General features: G+C 73.3%; 12 protein-coding genes and 1 pseudogene. 2 read left to right on the forward strand and 11 right to left on the reverse strand.

Features of this window, described 5'->3' with window-relative positions; genetic code table 11:
• Positions 1-5: 5 nt before the first annotated feature.
• From L3Q67_RS34670 to L3Q67_RS34690, 5 genes are read right to left on the reverse strand one after another with little or no spacing between them, the layout of a single operon-like run.
• Positions 6-1,313 (reverse strand): MFS transporter, encoded by a 1,308-nt coding sequence (locus L3Q67_RS34670; protein ID WP_499185628.1) that lies wholly within the window; start codon positions 1,311-1,313, stop codon positions 6-8.
• Positions 1,310-2,575 (reverse strand): beta/alpha barrel domain-containing protein, encoded by a 1,266-nt coding sequence (locus L3Q67_RS34675; RefSeq protein ID WP_499185629.1) that lies wholly within the window; start codon positions 2,573-2,575, stop codon positions 1,310-1,312. The genes L3Q67_RS34670 and L3Q67_RS34675 overlap by 4 nt, the downstream gene beginning before the upstream one ends.
• The gene (locus tag L3Q67_RS34680) at positions 2,572-3,597 is read right to left on the reverse strand and encodes an asparagine synthetase A (protein WP_499185630.1); all 1,026 of its coding nucleotides are present in this window, start codon (positions 3,595-3,597) and stop codon (positions 2,572-2,574) included. Before L3Q67_RS34680 ends, L3Q67_RS34675 begins: the two co-directional genes overlap by 4 nt.
• Positions 3,594-4,889: a methylaspartate mutase gene (locus L3Q67_RS34685; protein ID WP_499185631.1), complete on the reverse strand. Its 1,296-nt coding sequence runs from the start codon at positions 4,887-4,889 to the stop codon at positions 3,594-3,596. The genes L3Q67_RS34680 and L3Q67_RS34685 overlap by 4 nt, the downstream gene beginning before the upstream one ends.
• Positions 4,883-5,371, reverse strand: a complete 489-nt coding sequence (locus tag L3Q67_RS34690; RefSeq protein ID WP_499185632.1) for a cobalamin B12-binding domain-containing protein — start codon at positions 5,369-5,371, stop codon at positions 4,883-4,885. Before L3Q67_RS34690 ends, L3Q67_RS34685 begins: the two co-directional genes overlap by 7 nt.
• 323 nt (positions 5,372-5,694) lie before the next feature.
• Here L3Q67_RS34690 and L3Q67_RS34695 point away from each other — a divergent pair, with 323 nt between their 5' ends.
• Positions 5,695-7,599 carry an AfsR/SARP family transcriptional regulator gene (locus L3Q67_RS34695; protein ID WP_499185633.1) on the forward strand — a complete coding sequence of 635 codons (1,905 nt, stop codon included), beginning with the start codon at positions 5,695-5,697 and terminating at the stop codon, positions 7,597-7,599.
• Between the two features lie 289 nt (positions 7,600-7,888).
• Here L3Q67_RS34695 and L3Q67_RS34700 read toward each other — a convergent pair.
• Positions 7,889-8,134: pseudogene (locus tag L3Q67_RS34700) on the reverse strand (methyltransferase domain-containing protein); the annotation flags it as partial.
• Between the two features lie 57 nt (positions 8,135-8,191).
• Positions 8,192-8,563 (reverse strand): hypothetical protein, encoded by a 372-nt coding sequence (locus L3Q67_RS34705; RefSeq protein WP_499185634.1) that lies wholly within the window; start codon positions 8,561-8,563, stop codon positions 8,192-8,194.
• 344 nt (positions 8,564-8,907) lie between these two features.
• On the opposite strand from L3Q67_RS34705, the gene L3Q67_RS34710 reads away from it, so the two are divergent.
• Positions 8,908-9,879, forward strand: coding sequence for a LysR family transcriptional regulator (locus L3Q67_RS34710; RefSeq protein WP_499185635.1), 972 nt, complete (start codon positions 8,908-8,910; stop codon positions 9,877-9,879).
• A gap of 62 nt (positions 9,880-9,941) precedes the next feature.
• Here the strand turns inward: L3Q67_RS34710 and L3Q67_RS34715 are convergent, their stop codons facing one another.
• Genes L3Q67_RS34715 through L3Q67_RS34730 form a run of 4 tightly spaced genes read right to left on the reverse strand, consistent with a single transcriptional unit; the run spans position 9,942 to position 14,817 of the window.
• Positions 9,942-11,123, reverse strand: a complete 1,182-nt coding sequence (locus L3Q67_RS34715; RefSeq protein WP_499185636.1) for a hypothetical protein — start codon at positions 11,121-11,123, stop codon at positions 9,942-9,944.
• Positions 11,124-11,140: 17 nt separating this feature from the next.
• Complete coding sequence (locus L3Q67_RS34720; protein WP_499185637.1) at positions 11,141-12,379, reverse strand: MFS transporter; 1,239 nt, start codon at positions 12,377-12,379, stop codon at positions 11,141-11,143.
• A 30-nt stretch (positions 12,380-12,409) separates the two neighbouring features.
• Positions 12,410-13,648, reverse strand: coding sequence for a TfuA-like protein (locus L3Q67_RS34725; RefSeq protein ID WP_499185638.1), 1,239 nt, complete (start codon positions 13,646-13,648; stop codon positions 12,410-12,412).
• Positions 13,645-14,817, reverse strand: a complete 1,173-nt coding sequence (locus tag L3Q67_RS34730; protein WP_499185639.1) for a YcaO-like family protein — start codon at positions 14,815-14,817, stop codon at positions 13,645-13,647. Before L3Q67_RS34730 ends, L3Q67_RS34725 begins: the two co-directional genes overlap by 4 nt.
• Positions 14,818-14,964 lie beyond the last annotated feature (147 nt).

Here is a 14,964-nt window from a genome sequence, read left to right on the forward strand (position 1 = left end):
GGTCGTCACTGCTCCTTGCGGGGTTCGGGGGTGCTTTCAGGGGGTGCGGTCGGCAGGTCCCGGTGCTCGCGGATCGGGCCCACCAGGCGCAGCAGCTTGCCCAGCGCGCCGACCGCGGTGACGATCCACAGCGCCTCTCGCACCCCGAGCGCCGCGCCGAGGACCCCGCCGAGCACCGCGCCGAGCGGGATCACGCCGAACTGGAGGAACCGCGAGCTGGCGTACATCCGGCCGAGCAGCCGCGGCGGGCAGTACGCCTGCCGGAAGCCGGTGACCACGACGTTGCCGATCACCATGCCGATCGAGGGCACGAGGATGCCGACCACGAAGAACGCCAGCCCGAAACCGTTCTGGGTCAACGGGATCAGCAGGGCGAACGGGGCGGTGCCGATCGAGCAGACGAGCAGGGCCCTGGCGGTGCCGAGCCGGGTGGCCACGCGCCGGGCGATCATCGCGCCGAGCAGCCCCCCGGCGAAGTCCGCGGCCAGCACGAACCCGACCACCGCGGCCGGCGCCTCGACCGTGCGCACCAGGAAGACCACGATGAGCGCGTACATCGCGTTGAGCGTGAAGTTGTCCACCGCCGCGCTGAGCGCGAGGATGCGCAGGTAGCGGTCCCGGCCGACGTAGCGCAGGCCCTCGCCGATCTCGTCGCGCAGCCGCGTCGTGCGCTCCTTCTTGGGCGGCAGCGGCTCCTCGACCCGCATCCGCAGCAGGCAGAACGCCGAGACGGCGAAGGTGACCACGTCGGCGAGCAGGCCGTAGACCGCGCCCACCGCCTGCGTGAGGAGCCCGCCCACGCCGGGTCCGGCGAGGTTGGCCACCTGGTCGGTGCCCTGCAGTTTCGCGTTCGCCTCGGCCAAGTGCTCCTTGGCCACCACCGCGGGAAGGAACGCCTGATAGGCGGTGCTGAAGAACATCGACGCGGTACCCGCCACGAACGAGACCACCACCAGCTGCGCCAGGCTCAGCACACCGAGCCACGCCGCCACCGGGACGCTCAGCAGCACCGCGATCGACAGGAAGTCGGCCGCCAGCATGGTGCGGCGGCGGGAGAACCGGTCGATCCAGGCGCCCGCGGGCAGCCCGATCAGCAGCCACGGCAACCACGCCATGGCGTTGAGCAGGCCGGTGGCCACCGTGCCCGCGCCGAGCGTGACCACCGCGACGAGCGGGAACGCCACGCCGGTCACCGCGCTGCCGACCTTGCTGGTGGCCTCGCCCGCCCACAGCAGGCGGAAGTTGCGGTCGCGGGCCGGTGGCGGCGTGGCCGGCGCCGCCCGGCCGTCTGCCGGGTTCACGGTGGTGGTCATGCGAACTCCGCCTCCCGCCGCGGACTCCCGCTCGACCACACGTCTTCGCCGCCGAGGTCGTCGACCGCGTACTTGCCGAGCGCACTGACCAGCAGCCGCAGTTCGAGGGCCAGTGCTTCGGCGAACCGCACCAGGCCGTCGTCGGCGTCGGTGTCCGCGGCCAGCAGCGCGGCCCGGCCGATGCCGACCGCGGTGGCCCCGGACGCCAGCGCCTTGACCACCCGCGTGCCCTCCCACATCCGGCCGCTGACCAGCAGTGAACCCGCTTCGGCCGGGCGGGCGATCCGGCGCAGGCACTCCGCCAGCGGCAGCCCGACGTGGTCGAGGAACGCCGAGGGCGCCCAGCCGGTGCCGCCTTCGGCCCCGTCCACGGTCACCGCGTCGGCCCCGGCCTGCCAGGCCACTTCGGCCGCCTCGCCGACGTCACGCCCGGGTGGCAGCTTCACCCACACCCGTGCCCGCGGGTAGTTGTTGCGCATCAGGTGCACCTGGTGGGCCAGGATCTCCTGGGTGAACGTGCCGGGGGTGCCGCTGCGCAGCACCTGCCCGGCGTCGTCGCCGAACACCGGGTCGAGCAGGTACTGCCCGGCCACCCGACGCGCGGCGGGTTCGGCGAGCACCGTCATCCCGCCCAGCCCCGGCTTCGCGCCCTGGCCCAGTTTCAGCTCGAAGCCGAGCCGCCCGCTGTCCAGCAGCGGCCGCGCGGCCGGGTCGCTGTAGACGAGGTTCCACACCTCGGCGTCGGCGTCCTCGGTGCTCTGCTGGACGACGACGCCGCCCTGCTCGTCGGGCACCGCTTCGGCGTAGGCACGCAGGCGGCCGAGCAGGGCGCTCTCGCCCTCGGTGACGCGGCCGTAGCCGTTGACCGGCACCACGTTCTCGCCGATGACCATCGGCAACCCGAGCCGTCCGGCCTGCCGTGCCACGGCGCGCCCGAGGTCGGCCCCGGCCACCTGGGTGGACCCGAACGCCGAGACGTACACCGGCAGTGTGGCGGCGAACCCGCCGACCGCGGCGGAGGTGTCGACGTCGGCGTAGACCGGTTCGCGGGCGAGGTCGATCAGCTTGCCCAGGCGACGCGGCACGAACACCGGCGGCACCAGGCGGGCCGCGTCCAGCTCGTCGGCGGCCGGTGCGGCACCCGCGCCGTGGAGCGTGTGCCCGTAACCCGCGCGGTCCGGGAAGATCGCCGCGGTGCCGCGGCGGGCCCGGTCCCGCACGGCGTCCTCGGGGAAGCCCGGGGCGGACAGCCCGGCGGTCACGGCGCGACCACCCCCGGCACCTTCGGGAAGGCCGTGGCCTGCCACACCGAGCGCAGCCCGGCGACGTAGCGGGTGAGCCGCTGCACCCCGATCCCGAAGCCGGCGCTGCCGGGCAGTCCTTCGCGCAGCAGGTCCAGGTACCAGCCGTACTTGGCCGGGTTCTCCCCGGTTTCGCGCATCCGCGCGATCACGCGGGCGTAGTCGGCTTCGCGCTGGCTCCCGCTGATCAGTTCACCGAATCCTTCGGGCGCCAGCAGGTCGAAGTTGCACAGGGTGCCGGGCTGGTCCGGGTTCTCGCGGTCGTAGAAGCCGCGCGAGCCCTTGGGGTAGTCGGTGACGAAGAACGGGCGGGTGGCCTCGCGGGACAGGATCGCCTCGCCTTCCCAGTCGATCTCCGCACCCGGGTTCTGGTCGTGGCCCAGCGCCCGCAACCGCGCGACGGCGTCGGCGTGCGTGCGGCGGCCGAACACGCCTTCGCGCAGTTCATCGAACGCACGCGGGTCACGGCCCAGCCGCGCCAGCTCCTCCGGGTAGAGCTCGACCACCCGGCGCACCGCATGGGTGATGAGCCCGGTGGCCAGCTCGACCGCGTCGTCGCGGGTGCCGTGCGCGAGTTCGACGTCGATCTGGTGGAATTCGGCGAGGTGGCGGTCGGTGTTCGCCGTTTCCAGCGGCTCGAGCCGCACGTTCGGCGCGATCGAGTAGATGCGGTCGAACGCCCGCAACGCGGCCTGCTTGTACAGGATCGCGCTGGTCATCAGCTTGTAGCGGTGGCCGTAGTAGTCGACGTCGACCTGCTTGGCGCCGCGGGCGCCGGGGTCGGTGACCGGGCCGATCACCGGGGGCAGCACCTCGGTGAACCCGGCGTCGGCCAGGAATTCGCGGGCACCCGCGAGCAGGCCGTGCTGGATGCGCAGGGCCGCCTGCGTGACGGGTGAGGACAGGTGCTCGCCAGGAGAGCCGGGTAAGGCCGAGACGGGGTCGGGGACGGCGGGTGCCGTGGGGTCGGGGGCTACGGTCATCGGTGGACTCCCAGTCGGTCGGTTCCGAGCGCGGCCCGGTCGAGCCGTCGCTCCACATGCGACAGTGCGGTGAGCAGGCCGGCGGCGGTCATCGGCCTGCTGCTGGTGCGGTCGGCGGCCACCGGCATCGCGCCGGTTTCGGCCCAGCGCAGCCGCCCGCGGTCGTCGAGGTAGCCCCGGCTGCGCCCGGCGTTGTCCGGGTGCAGGCAGTACGGGACGTCGAGGTGGCCGCGGGCGAACGCGGTGAGCAGCGCGCGGCCAGGGTCGTCGGCCAGCTCCAGCACCGCCTCGACGAGTGCGCGCGCCTCGGCGAGGATCCCGAACTGTTCGTCCGATGTGGACGGTTCGGGCGCGGTACGCCGGGCGGCCCGGTCGGCGGCTTCGAGCGCGGCCACGTTCTCCGCGACGGTGGGGATCCGGAACGCCTCGGCGATGGTCTTGACGATCAGCCGTTCGGCGCCGGTGCGCACCGCGAGTTCGGCGGCGAGTTCGAGCAGCCGGGTGGCGCCCTCGGGAGTGCGCGGGTAAACGCCCATGTAGGTGTAGACGACGATGTGGTGCTGCACGCCGGGCAGCAGCTCGGTGGCCAGCGTGCGCAGGGCACGGACGGCTTCGGCGTCCTGTTCCGGGTCGGTTTGCTGGGCGTAGCTGAGCGAAACGCTGCGCAGCCCGTGCGCGGTGAAGAACAGCGCCTCGAGCACGCTGATCGCGACCAGCAGCCCTGGCGGGCACAGCTGGCCCATCAGGCAGCCGCCGAACGTCTCCAGGTGCGGTTCCACCCCCGGTGCGCGCAGCCCCGCGAGCAGCTCGCAGGCCCGGCGCCAGTTGTCCACCGACTCCCGCAGGGGCGTCCGGCCGTAGGGCAGGCAGTACGAGACCGGACCGCCCTCGGTGGCGTGCAGGCCGGACGGGCCGAGTGCGGCGATGATGTCCCCCGGCACGGCCGAGCCGTGGCGGACCTGCACCGGGAAGTCGTCGCCCGCCAGCCCGGCCAGCACCGCGCGGGTGGTCTCCGGGCCGTGCGCCACCAGCGGGTAGCCGTTGAGGTCGGCGCCGACGGTCAGCGCTTCGAGCGCCGCGGTGTGGTCGCCGACGCGGGTGTAGCTGTCCAGGGTCAGGGTGCCGACGGTGACCGCGTCCGCGGCCCGGGTCGCCGCGAGCCCGGCACGCAGCCGGTCCGGGTCGCTGAACCCCATGCGCGGCTGCACCACCAGCCGGCCCGCCACCGCGGCACGTGCCACGAAGTCGCCGAACGACGCGGCCCGCACCGGCTCGAGTCCCGCCGTCAGCACGGCAGGCCTGCGGGCAGCGCCGCCAGGTAGGAGCGGAACAGCCGCGAGCCGTCCGCCGCGGGGAGCGCCCCGGTGCCGGCGAGGTGCACGGTCTCCTCGCCGAACACCGCGTCGAACCCGGCCTCGACCAGTGCGGCGCCCCGTTCCTGGGCACCTTCCTGCCCGTTCACCCCGAGCTTGCCGCCGATGACGACCGGCAACCCGGCCAGCTCGGCGCGGCTACGCAGGCCGGCGATGAGCCGCAGCCCGTCGGCGAACCCGTGGCCGTTGACACTGCTCACCACGACCAGGTCCGGGCGCAGCCGCACGCACTCGGCGGCCAGCAGCGCCTCGGGCACGCACGGGCCGAGGTTGGTCACGCGGTGACCCAGTTCTTCGACGGTGAGCTGGAGGAACACCAGGTTCCAGGTGTGCGCGTCGGACTGCACGCTCGTGACGAGCACGTGCAGCGCGGACGGCACCGGAAGGGGCGGCTGGGGCATGTCTCCCAGTCTCGGAATCCGGCTATCGGCCGCCCATCACGGCCACATCGGCTTTCCACGGCCCGTATCGGCGGCTATCGCCGTCCCGCCGGAATTGCCCACGCCGAACGGGCGCACCCGCCACGCAGCGCGTTCCCCCCGCCGCGCGAAGCCGCCCGGACGGCGGTAGCCGCGGGACGCCGGGTGTGCGGTACCGGCGGGACGCCGCGACGTGAGCCGGAATATGGGGGTCGAGTACCCATGTGGGCGAGCGCCCGAGCGGGCATCGTTTCTCCTCGGGCGGGGCGATCGGCAGCAGGCCGATCCGCCAGAGACGAGGTGCGATGTCCACGCAGGCGACCGGTACGCGGTTCGGCGTCCTCGGCACGCTGGAGGTGCACGGCCCGGCAGGCCCGGTGCCGGTCCCCGCGCCGCGGCAGCGGGTCGTGCTGGCGATGCTGCTGCTCGAGCCCGGCCAGGTGGTGCCGGTCGACCGGCTCATCGACGCCGTGTGGGACGACGCGCCGCCGGCCACCGCGCGGGCCCAGGTGCAGATCTGCGTGTCCGCCCTGCGACGGCGCCTGGCCGACGGCGGCCTGCCCGGCACCATCGTCACCCGGGCGCCCGGCTACTTTGCCCAGGTCGGCACGGCGGCGCACGACCTCGCCGCGTTCGACGACGCGGTGCGGCGCGCCCGGTTCGCGGCCACGCAACGACGCCCCTCGGAAGCGGCCGGGCTGTATGGAACCGCGCTGGCCCTGTGGCGGGACGAGCCGCTGCTCGGCGTACCCAGCAGGCTGGTCCGCTCGGCCGCCGAACGGCTCGCCGAACGCCGCTTCGCCGTGGTGGAGGAGCACGTCGCGGTCCTGCTCGAACTGGGTCAGGCGGCCCGGCTGGCCGGGGAACTCGGCGAACTGGTCGACGCGCACCCCTTCCGCGAGCGCGTCCGGGCGCTGCACATGCTCGCGCTCGCCCAGTCCGGCCGCCGGGCCGAGGCGCTGGCGTCCTACCAGCGGGCCCGGCAGCTGTTCGTGGAGCAGCTCGGCCTGGAACCCGGTGAAGAGCTGCGCCGCGCCGAGCGGGCCGTCCTCGCGGCCGCACCGCGCCGGCCCGCCGAGGCGGGCGCTCCCCCGCCCGCACCCCCGGACGGCGGCCGGGCGGCCCGCCTCCTGCCACTCGCGGCCGCCGACTTCGCCGGTCGTGAAGGGCTCGCCGCGCGGGCCGAGCGGCTGCTCACCGGCCCCGGGATGCCGATCGTCGCGTTGACCGGGATCGCCGGCGCCGGCAAGTCCGCCCTGGCCGTGCACCTGGGCCACCGGCTGGCGCCGATGTTCCCGGACGGCCAGCTCTACGCCGGGCTGGCCGGGACCTCCCCTGAACCCAGGGCCGCGTCGGCGGTGCTCGGCCGGTTCCTGGCCGCACTGGGCGTCCCGGACGCCGAACTCCCGGCCGGTGCGGACGCCAGGGCCGCGCTCTACCGCGACCGGCTGGCCGGGCGGCGGATCCTCGTGGTGCTCGACGACGCCTCGGGCGAAGGACAGCTCCTGCCGCTGTTGCCGGGCGGGCCGTCGGCCGCGGTGCTGGTCACCGCGCGGCAGCGGCTCACCGCGCTGCCCGGCGTCGGCCACCTGCCACTGGCCCCGCTGCCGGTGGCCGACGCGGTGCGCCTGGTCGGCACCGTCCTCGGTGACGAACGACCCCGCACCGAGCCGGACGCCGTCCGCCACCTGGTCGAGCTGTGCGACCGCCTGCCGCTGGCGGTCCGGGCCGCCGCGGCCCGGCTCGCGGCCCGCCCGGACTGGCGGATCGCCACCCTGGTCGCCCAGCTGAAACGTCCCGGCCGCCTGCTGGCCGCGCTCTCCCACGCGCACCTCGACGTCACCGAAGCCTTCGCATCGATGTACCGGCCACTCGGCCCGGCCGCCCAGCACCTCTTCCGGCGGCTGCCCCTGGTCGGCGGCCCGGTGCCCATCGGCCCGATGTGCGCGGCGCTGCTCGGCTCCACCGCGGACGAGGCGGACTCGGCGGTCGCGGAACTGGTGACCGCCGGACTGGTGACCGCCCACTGGGCCGAACCGGCACCGCGGCTGGAGCTGACCGGACTGCTGCGTGCCTACGCCGCGGACCGGCTGGCCGCCGACGATCGCCCGGCCGACCGCCGCGCCACCCTGCTGCGCCTGGAAGCCGCCCGCCAGGCGGCCCGTTCGTGGCACGCCCCGCGCTGGGCGAGCGCCGCCGTCCCCGGCTGACAACCAGCTGGCCGCGGCGCCGGTGATGTCCAGCCGTGCACGCCGGAGCAAGTCGGCGTACGGGACAGCGGCTAGGGGCGGCGGGCGCGGTGCAGCGTGGCGGCGAAATCGAGCGTGATGCCGCCGTCGTCGTGCATTGTCTGGGCGCCTTCGAGGAAACGCGTCTGGAATTCGGCGCGGCGATCCTCGGGGAGCGTGCCGCTGTCGTCGACGGGAGGCGGCCGACGGACTGGGTTTCCAGTGACAACGCGACGATCCCGCCCGGCCTGAGCACGCGGTGGACCTCGCCGAGCACCGCGGCGGGGTCGTCGAGGACCTGCACCACGAAACCGGCGGCGGCGAGGTCGAACGAACCGTCCGCGAAGTCCAGGTGCGCGGCGTCCATCGCGGCACCCACGTCGAGCACCCGCGAACCCGGCGCCGGTGCGGCGAATTCGACCAGCCGCGCCCCCACGGTGCCGACGTAGAAGAAGATCTCTTCGTACCGGTCGACGAGTTGGTCGTACTTCTGGCGCGCCTGCGCGGCGGACACCATGCGCCGACGCTAGTCGGCCCGTTCCGGGGCGGGCACCGCCATTCGGGAAACCCGGAGTCAGGGCACTTCCGGCGGCACGGTTTCGAACCACCGCCCGTGGTCGACCCCGTCCTCCCCCTGCACGCACCGCACGGCTCCCGCTGCCGCGTCGTCGACGACGCACGTCCACAGATCGCTGAGCTTGACCGGGCCGGGAGGAGCGCCGGTCGAAAGGGCGTTGTACTCGGCAATGACGTCGAAAGCCTCTTCACAACCGACAGTTCCACTCGGTCCGGGAATGGCGAACAGCGTGTGCACCTCGGCGCCCACGTCGACCGGGCCACACGGCACGGGCTCGGTCCCCTCGGACGCACCGGCCGGAACCTGCCCCGCTGCCAGGATCATCACCGCGGCGAAACCGGTGGCGACGCCACAACGCAGATACCTCATCGTTTTCCCCTTTCATTCGCTTTCGAAGGTCCAGACGCCTGGCACCACGAGAGGTTCGCCCCTATCCCGTGAACCGACGGCTGGACCACTCGATCGAATGAATCGCCGCCGACAATTCCACTGAGTTGACACAATTCTGTAGTTCCGGGAACCGGCCGCGATTCCGAGTGGGCAAGCGGGCTTAAGCCAGGACTTAAACAGGGCAAACCGGGACATCACCCAGTGTCAGCCGCACTTGCGGCATCGGATGCCCCGCTTGGCGGTATTCTGCCGAGTGTGTTAATCACAAACTGATACCAGTGGGCGGGAACAATCCGCCGCCCACCTACCGACGCTGGGGGGCGATGGTGGAGTTACGCGAGGTCGAAACGTTCCTGGAAGTCTCCCACGAGTTGCACTTCGGCCGGGCGGCCGTCCGGCTCGGTGTCTCCCAGGGCCGGGTGAGCCAGACGATCCGGGGCCTGGAACGCCAGGTCGGCGGTCGGCTGTTCGAGCGGACCAGCAGGCGCGTGCGGCTGACCGGGCTCGGCAGGCTGTTCCAGGCCCGCGTGCAGCACGGGTACGGCGAACTGGTCGAGGCACTGCGCGAATGCCGGGCCTCGGCGCGCGAGGGCGACGAGCGGATCCGGGTGGCCTACCAGGCCACGGTGGGCGGTCCCTGGCTCAGCCGGGTGGCCTCGGCCTTCACCGCGGACCGGCCCGGCTGCGAAGTCGTGTTCAACTCCTTCGTCTCCTTCCTGCCGCAGCGCGACGCCCGGCTGCCCGCGCTGCTCGAAAACCTCGGCGCGGACCTGGGACTGGTGTGGTCGCCGGGCGGAGACGGCACCGCCGTGCGGGATCCGGAGGTGACCGTGGGCCCGGTGCTCGGCGAGGAGGCCAGGGGCGTGCTGGTGCCGAAGGACCACCCGCTGGCCCGTTCACGCGCGGTAGGCCTCGAGGACCTGCGCGGCTACGAACTGCTCCGGCTGCCCGACGCGGTGGACAGCGGCCTGCGCGACCAGTGGACGCCGCGGTTCACCCACGCCGGGAACGAACTGCGCCACACCAGCGCGGACCTCTGCCAGCTGACCGGCCGCGAGGACGTGCCCTACGACGACGTGCTGAGCCTGGTCGCGCTGGGCCGCGGCCTGCACCTGACCATCGCCACCCTGCTCGACCGCCTGCCCTTCTCCGACCTCGTCGTGGTCCCGGTGCACGACCTGCCGCCCGCGGTGGTGGTGCCGGTGTGGCTGAACTCGCGGGAAACGGCGACCACGCGGGAGTTCGCGCGGGTGTCCGAAGCGGTCATGGCAGGCGCGTGGTCGTCCACGTCCTGATGCCGTAGGCGACCCGCGCGGTGCCACCATAAGGGGAAGAACCGCGCCGGTCGCCACCTCCGTCATCGGCGCATCGCGGCCTCGCGGTTCCGGTTGAGCCACAGCGCCAGCAGCAGCAGGGCGGACCGGCCGTCCGGAGCGGGTTTTGCCCATTCTTCGCGCAGGGCCGCCGGATCGACCACCCGATCGTCCAAACCGGACCCGTCCCAGTCCGCCAGAAACCGCCGCGAGTGCACGGACCAGGCGATCTTGGCGAAGGTCTGTGCCTTGGTGCTGCGCCGGACCGTGCGTTCCGGCAGCACGCCGCCGAACACCGCCTCCATGATGGCGGTGCGGGAGCCGTACCCGCGGGCGCCGCCGTCGCGGATGAGCGCGTCGTGCAGTTCGGGCTCGAAGTACGGGTGGAGCACGCCGATCCGCCCGTCGGCGATCCGGTCGAGGCTCCACCTGGCCACGTCCACCCAGCGGCGGCGGCCGAACCAGCGCACCCAGTTCGCCCAGGTGCGGGGCGCCGAGCCCTGATCGGCCGACTGGACCCGGGTGAACTCCGCCCGCGCGTCGGGCCGGAGCCAGTGGGGCGACCAGATCCGGCCCGGTGTGGTGGTTTTCGCCGTGGACCGCCCGGTGAGCAGCCGCCCGAGCGGGCGCAGGTCCGCCTTGACCGGCTTCCTGGTGCCGTGCGCGACGTCGGCCAGGCCGGCCCAGGACCACCGCTCGAACAGGCCGTCCCCGCCGAACCCGGTGATCACCGTGCCGCCGTCCGGGACGGCGTCGAACACCCGGCTGTAGAGCACCACGTTGAACGGCCACAGGATGCCGTGCCGGGACAGCATGCCCAGCGACCGCTCCCCCAGCAGGTCCATCTCCCCCGCTTCGGAGTCGACGGTCAGCTTCTCCCAGTCCCGCACACCGAGGTGGCCGATGACCAGCTCCTGCCAGTCGGCCTCGTCGGCGGACTTGACCGCGGGAAAGCGCATGGTGACCGCCACCGGCGGCGGGGCGCCGTGCTCGCGGGCGACGTGCACGGCGGCGGCGAGCAGGCCCGAGGAGTCCCGCCCGCCGGTGAACGAGACGTAGCAGGGCGGCTTGAGCACCGCCGGGGTGACCAGCTCGCAGATCGCCTGCCACGGCGTGCGCGGCTTCCCGCTGCCGTGGCGTGGCGGGTCTGGCGAGGGGCCCGTCACCAGGCCGCCGGCGATTTCCAGCCAGGTGGGCTGGTGCGGGTCGTAGTAAGGCGTGTACAAGGGAATACTTCCTTTCCTCACACCGGCGCCGAGGTCGCCGAGCGCCGCGCGGCCAGCGGCCACAGCGCCGCGCCCATGCCGCCGACGGCCGCCACCCACAGCGCGGTCCGCAGCCCGAACGCCTCGCCCAGCGCGCCACCGGCGAGCACGCCGAGCGGCACCACGCTCCAGGTGACGAACCGGCAGGAGGCGTTCATCCGGCCCAGCATGCCGTCGTCGCAGACCTGCTGGCGCAGGTTCATCTGCGCCACGTTGTAGACCTGACCGCCGTAGCCGACCCCGAACAGGCCGAGCACCAGCGGCACCATCCGCCAGTCCCGCTCGGCCACCGCCACCAGCGCCATCAGCGGCTGCGTGGTCAGCAGCACCAGCCACATCGTCCGCAGCTCACCCACCCGGCGGAACCACAGCGGCGCGGTCAGCGCGCCCACCGCCCCGCCGATGCCGAACAGCGAGAGCAGCAGCCCGACCCCGAGCGGGGGCAGGCCGAGGGTGCGCGCCAGGAACAGCACCTCCACGGCGGTGGCGATGTTCCGGAAGAAGTTGAAGGTGGCCCCGGCCGCCAGCGTCACCCGCAGCACGCGGTCGCGGTGGACGTACCGGATGCCTTCCCAGACCTCCTTGAGCAGGTGGCGGCCCTCGCGCGGCGGCCGGTCTTCGCGGGTGCGGATCTGCGAGATCACCCCGGACGAGCCGAGGAACGCGCCGATGCTCATCAGCACCGCGTTCGCCGCGCCGACGAACTGGGTGAGCGCCCCGCTCAGCGCCGGGCCCGACGAGCGCGCCAGTGCCTGCACCGAGAAGATCTTCGCGTTGTAGCGGCCGAGTTCGCCGCGGCCCACCAGGGTCGGCAGGTAGGCGGGCGCGGCCACGTCGAAGAAGACCGTCATCGTGCCGCCGGCCGCCGCGATCACCAGCAGGTGCCAGAAGGTGAGCAGGTCGAGCCAGGCCGCGGCGGGAATGCTCACCAGCAGCACGGCGTGCACGAGCCCGGCCCACTGCAGGATCCGGCGCCGCCGGGCCCGGTCCACCCACGCCCCGGCGGGCAGGCCGATGATCAGGAAGGCGATCGTGCCGCTGGCGTAGAGCGCACCGACCTGCATCGGGGTCGCTTCCAGCACGTACACCGCCAGCAGCGGCAGCGCGCCGAGTTCGATGGTCACGCCGGCCTGGTTCAGCGCCGTGCCCGTGAAGAGGAGGCGGAAGTCGCGGCGGACCGCCTGCGGTGTGGGCGGCAGCGACGACGGCGACGGCATGGCTCGGCGATTCCCCCCGGATCAGCGGCTTCAGTGCAGCTCCCGGACGATGCTACTGCCGTCACCGCGCCCACGCAGGGCGCGGGCGATCTTGTCCAGTTCGCCCCATTCGGCGAATCCGCGGGCGAAACCGGCGCGCTGCAATACATCCGCGTCCGGCTCGGTGCCCCACAACCCGGCCAGCCAGGCGCGGACGTCGCCCTCCTCTGGTTCGGGGAGCGCCGCGCCGATCCGGGCGGCGCGTTCGAGCAAACCCCGTGGCAGAGCCGATTCCACCGCGGCGAGTGGGGGCAGTCCCGGCGCCTCGCGGTAACTGGCCACGGCGAGCCGGAGCAGCGCGTCGCCGATTTCCCCCGGGTGCAGCCAGCGGCGAGCGAGGCCGGCGCCGACTTCGGTGATCCCCGTGCGCCGGGTGAATTCCTCCGCCAATGCCGCTTCCCCGCACTGCCAAAGGCAAGTCAGCCGCGCGCGAACCACTTCCTCGTAGAACGCGGGGAAATCCGGCCAGTACAACTGGAGCACCCCGAGCGCTCGCCGTCGCAGCACGTCGCCGAGCGTGGTGAATCGCTCTTCCCAGCGGGTCACGTGATGGGTCTTGACGAATCCGGGCTCTTCGGGCGGCTCGGGCTCGAGCGCCTCGCGCAGCACGAGTTCGGCGTCGCGGCGTTTGACGTCCGGCTCGGTTCCGTCGAGCGCGCGGACGAGCGAGTCCAGGGTGACTTCCGGGATGCCCAGCTCCCGGCCGATTTCGCGGAGCACGAACAACGTGCGTTCCGGGAAGTGGTGGTGCCGCAGCCCGTCCACCAGCAGGCGCCCGGTTCCGCCGGCCAACCGGCCTTCGGCGACCGCCTCCCGCACGACTTCACGCACCGCGACGAGCGCGAGCGACATCGGGCGGTAGCCGTGTTCGGCGGTGGCGTGCGCGAGGGCGACTTCGTCGTCACCGTCGATTTCGCCGTCGCGGTACATCTCGTACACCCGGCCGACGCCGCGCATCCCGTGCCCCCGTAACTCGGCGGCGCGCAGCGCACCCATGCTGGCCCCGCCGACGACCCGCACCCCGCGGTCGGCGACGGCCAGGATCTCCTTGTGGCGCACGGCGGCGTTGAGGTAGAACAACCCGTCCACGATGGCCAGCACGTCGCCTTCGGCCAGGTCGAGGCCGAACACCGCGCCGTGCCCGATGGGCGGGTGGAGGCGGGCGCCGGGCAGCAGTTCGCGAATCCTGGCTTCGGGGATGGACGGCCCGGCGAACACGTGCACGGTCATCGCGCACCGCCCGCCGTGGCCAGGTCCCGCCCGGTGTGCAGGCGCAGGCCGGGCGCGACCACCTTGACCACCGCGATCGGCTCGGCCGGGCCGGTCAGCGTGACCACGATCGGCTCGTGCCCGGTGGTGTCCCGCACCCGCCCGCCGATTTCGGCCAGCGCCGAGGTGAAGTCCGGTACGGGCAGGCTCACGGGCGGCTCGTACCAGGTCTCCGGACGGGGCCGGGGCGGCTGCGGGGAGGCGGCGCGGATCTTGGTGTAGAGGTCGAACGGCAGGTCGTCGCGGGTACCGGCGATGGTGGCCAGCCGCTGCTGCACGGCCTCGGTGATCGCCCTCGCCGTGGCGACCAGTACGTCCGGATGGCAGCCGAACCCGCCGAAGGTCACCGGCACGGTGGCGTCGCGAACGGTGGCGGCCACGCACGGCACGCCGAGCGGTCCGGTGATGTCGTAGAGGGACAGCTCGTTCGCACTGGCTTCGAGCTTGCCGGCGAGTTCGGTGATGGCCGGGTCGCTCAGTCCGGTGAGCGGGATGGGTCGGCCGGTCAGGTCCGCGCTCGCGCGTGCCAGGCAGTCGCGTTCCACGATCTCGCACAACGCGTGCAGCGCCGCTTCCGGTCCGGTGTTGCCGCTGGCCAGTCCGTTGCTGGTGACCGCGAACAGCGGTGGCTGCCAGTCCTCGCGCACGGTGCGGTCGAGGAGCACGTACTCGCTGGGCAGCAGGGCGGCTCGCCCGGTGAGCAGGCCACGCCCGGCCAGCCAGTCGAGCGGGTAGTCGTCGGTGAGCAGCGAAGGGGTGGCCAGATCCAGCTGGCCGAGCCGGTAGCCCACTTCGCCACGCAGGGCCGCGAGCGGTGTTGCGCGCACATCGGGCTCACGCGGCCGTTCGGCGAACCACAGTTCGATCGCCTCCATCACCGCGGACACCGCGGACAGCACCGGTGTCAGCCCCTTGCCCTGGGACACCGCCAGGGTGCGCGACGCCGGGCGCATCGCCGAATGCACCGGAATGCCGACGGCGTCGAGGCGGGTGATGTCCGCGACCCTGGTGACCCCGGCTTCGCGCAGCAGCGGCTGCACGCGGGCCCAGGTCCGCTCCGGCGGGCAGGCACGCACCGTGCCCCGGCGCCACAGCTCCCCGGCCCCGGTCTCCTCGATCGTCTCGGTCATACCCGGCTCCTCGGATGAACGGGCCGTTCCGGCCGCGGTACTCGACCGCGGCCGGAACGACCGGGGCTCAGAACTGCTCCACGTTGGCCGTGACGACGATCTCCTCGCGCTCCATTGCCTCCACCTCCTTCCGCATCGGGGAAATCC

This window comes from Saccharothrix sp. AJ9571 (assembly GCF_021725495.1).
GTDB classification, from domain to species: domain Bacteria; phylum Actinomycetota; class Actinomycetes; order Mycobacteriales; family Pseudonocardiaceae; genus Amycolatopsis; species Amycolatopsis magusensis.